The sequence below is a fragment of the Mesorhizobium sp. P3_A9 genome (assembly GCF_056402975.1).
Window position 1 is genome coordinate 1 of record NZ_JBFUGJ010000603.1, and the last position, 2,030, is coordinate 2,030.

Sequence of the window (2,030 nt, forward strand, 5' to 3'; positions counted from 1 at the left end):
TTCTGGCAGTCGATCAAGATGACTTGGAGACGACTGCGGTGGAAACCGCCGCGCATATGACGGATTTCGAGGCAGTTAAAGTTGCGGACTTGATCTGCGACTTCTTCACTGATCTCGAATGAATCGGGCGATATTGAACATCGAAGCCCGTTTCCTCCGTCGACGCCCATGCGAGTTTGAATGACAACCACCGCTGAACATCTCAAACCCCTTCTTTGGGAGCCCAAGAACTTGATCCGAGCTGTCGAAGCCGCGGGCGTGACCCTTTGGTCTTGGAACGTGGACAGCGATGCGTTGGCCATGGATGACCGCGCTTATGACCTTTGGGGCATCCCGCGAAGTGCAGAGGTCAAGTTTGAAGACCTGTCCGCGCACATCCATCCTGCCGACCGAGACCGGGTGCGGGCAGCCTTCACCGCCACGCGAGCGATTGTTGGCCCCTATGAGATCGACTTCCGGATCATGATCGGCGACGAACTCAAATGGATTTCCGCGCGTGGTCAAGGCGACGACGAAGGGATCGTTCAGCGCCTGATGTTCGGCATCTTCATTGATGTGACCGGCAGAAAGCAGGCCGAGGAGAGCCGTGAGCTTCTCGCCGGCGAAATGAGCCACCGCGTCAAGAACCTGCTGACCATAGCCTCCGGCCTTACGGCCATCAGCTCGCGTTCGACGACCACCACTGGTGACATGGCGCGCGAGCTTACCCAGCGGCTGACGGCCCTGGGGCGCGCCCATGATCTGGTGCGGCCGGTGCCCGGCCAGACCGAGGCCGCCTCGGCGCTGCTTGGCGACCTGATCACGGTCCTGCTTGCACCCTATGACGACCTGGGGGCGTTCAGCGGCCGCATCCGGGTGTCGGTACCAAGGATGAGCGTCGGTGAATCCTCGGCAACTATCCTGGCGCTGATCATCCATGAACTTGCCACCAATTCCCTCAAATATGGTGCCCTGTCGGCCGAGGCCGGGACGCTGGATGTTTCATGCTCGGCGCAGGACGAAGCAGTGACCATCGTCTGGACAGAAAGTGGGGGCCCTTTGGTTGAACCACCCACAGCTGCCCTAGGCTACGGGAGCAGGCTGGTTGAGCGCAGCGTCACAGGACATCTGCGTGGTTCGATCGACTATGATTGGTCAAAACAAGGCCTCATCGTCACGCTGAAAGTCCAACCAGAGCGCCTCGCGCAATAGCCAGTCACTCGCCGTACACGCTTGGGGCATCCCTGCGATTTTGGCTTGCGCAAACGACGGTGGCGGGCTCCCAATGTCTCGTTTAGAATAATATGTAGGACAATAGCCGGATCCACCGTGGTTATGCCGGTGAGGTGCCTGATCGGCCTGGCGCTCTGTCGCCAGCGTTTGATAGGGACGGGCGGCAAACAACCTATCTCAAACGGTATTCGACCAAAGAAATACGGTATCCGTTCCGGTCGACGGAGGTGCCCGGCCTAGTGTCCTCCGGTGAATTTACTGGACCGTAGGCGTTGCGGGCGGTAAAGCGGCCTGATAGGAGGCCCAGGCCCAATGGACCCCAAGAGGCTGGACCACAAGCTCGACTGTAAGGCATGCGGGACAGTCCAGTTGGACATCCCCGATCACGCCACTGACAGTACTCCCATCCATTGCAGCAACTGCGGCCGCTACCTTGGCGACTGGGGGGAACTGCAGGACGACTTCCACAGGCAAGCTGGCGATGCCCAAGCGTTCGACCTGAACCATGGGAACATCATCAAAAAGTAGCGCGAGAACGCACAGCCTCGGCGATCAATGCTGGTTCTCAGCGGCGGTGACCCGCGCCAATTCGAGGAGAGCGGCGAAGGGGCGGGTCATTGCGCGCACCAGCTCCACGGAGCTCCTACTCAGCCGCTATCCTCAATGGCATTGTTGCTCGGCAATACCGGATAGGCGCCCAGTTAGGCGATGGTCCGTGTGTCGCGGGGATTTCCTTTCAGTGCGATCACTCCTTCCTCCAGATTGCGGTGGTTGCTGATTTACCCCAACTACGCTGCCCTGCTTGGATAGTGTGAAGC

The 2,030-nt window shown here is 59.5% G+C and carries 1 protein-coding gene; it reads left to right on the forward strand.

Annotated elements, in window-relative coordinates:
* The first annotated feature begins 180 nt into the window (after positions 1-180).
* Complete coding sequence (locus AC1DX0_RS35105) at positions 181-1,191, forward strand: sensor histidine kinase (protein ID WP_477223766.1); 1,011 nt, start codon at positions 181-183, stop codon at positions 1,189-1,191.
* Positions 1,192-2,030 lie beyond the last annotated feature (839 nt).

Coding starts and splice junctions, on each gene's coding strand:
- AC1DX0_RS35105 (WP_477223766.1), top strand. CDS start 181: ATGACAACCACCGCTGAACATCTCAAACCCCTTCTTTGGGAGCCCAAG.